This is a genomic window from Streptomyces sulfonofaciens (assembly GCF_014656295.1).
In the GTDB taxonomy this organism is placed as follows: Bacteria; Actinomycetota; Actinomycetes; order Streptomycetales; family Streptomycetaceae; genus Streptomyces; species Streptomyces sulfonofaciens.
Window position 1 is genome coordinate 1 of the sequence record NZ_BNCD01000081.1, and the last position, 805, is coordinate 805.

Annotated in this window: 1 pseudogene; it reads left to right on the top strand. The window is 72.4% G+C overall.

From position 1 onward, the window contains the following. Positions 1–123 precede the first annotated feature (123 nt). A pseudogene (locus IE313_RS34655) lies at positions 124–805 on the top strand (AMP-binding protein); the annotation flags it as partial.

An 805-nucleotide genomic window follows, 5' to 3' on the forward strand; every position in this document is an offset into this window, starting at 1 on the left:
GTGGTGCGGGAGCTGGGTGGTGGGTTGGGGTTCGGGTCCGATTCGGGGGTTGGGTCCGGCTCGGGGGTTGGGTCCGGCTCGGGGTCGGGGTTGGTGGGTGGTGGGTGTGTTGCCGGGTTGAGGCCGGAGCATCCCGCGTATGTGATGTACACGTCCGGGTCCACGGGGGCGCCCAAGGGCGTGGTCGTGACCCACGCCGCGGTCGTCAACCGGCTCCTGGGCCTCCAGGAGGAGTTCGGTCTCGAACCCACCGACATCTGCCTGCACAAGGCCCCCGCCGCCTTCGACGCCTCCGTGTGGGAGCTGTTCTGGCCGCTGACCACGGGCGCCCGCGTCGTGGTCGCCGACCCCGAGGGGCACCGGGACCCGGCCTACCTGGCAGACCTGATCCGCGCCCGGGGCGTCACCACCGTCCACTTCGTGCCGTCCATGCTGCGGGCCTTCCTCGACGAGCCCGCCGCCGCCCTGTGCACGAGCCTGCGGCGCGTACAGACCGGCGGCGAGCCGCTGCCCGCGGAGCTGCGCGAGCGCACCGCGCGCCTCCTCGGCGCGACCCAGAACCACCTGTACGGCCCGACGGAAGCCACCATCCACGCCACGACCTGGACCTGCGGGAGCCACCAGACCACCGGCGGGAACGCCGCCGCGGCCGCCCGCCCGGTGCCCATCGGGCGCCCGGTGCGCAACATGCAGGCGTATGTCTTGGATGGGGGTTTGCGTCCGGTTGCGCCTGGTGTGGTGGGGGAGTTGTATCTGGCGGGTGTTCAGTTGGCTCGTGGGTATGTGGGGCGGGGGGGTTTGACGG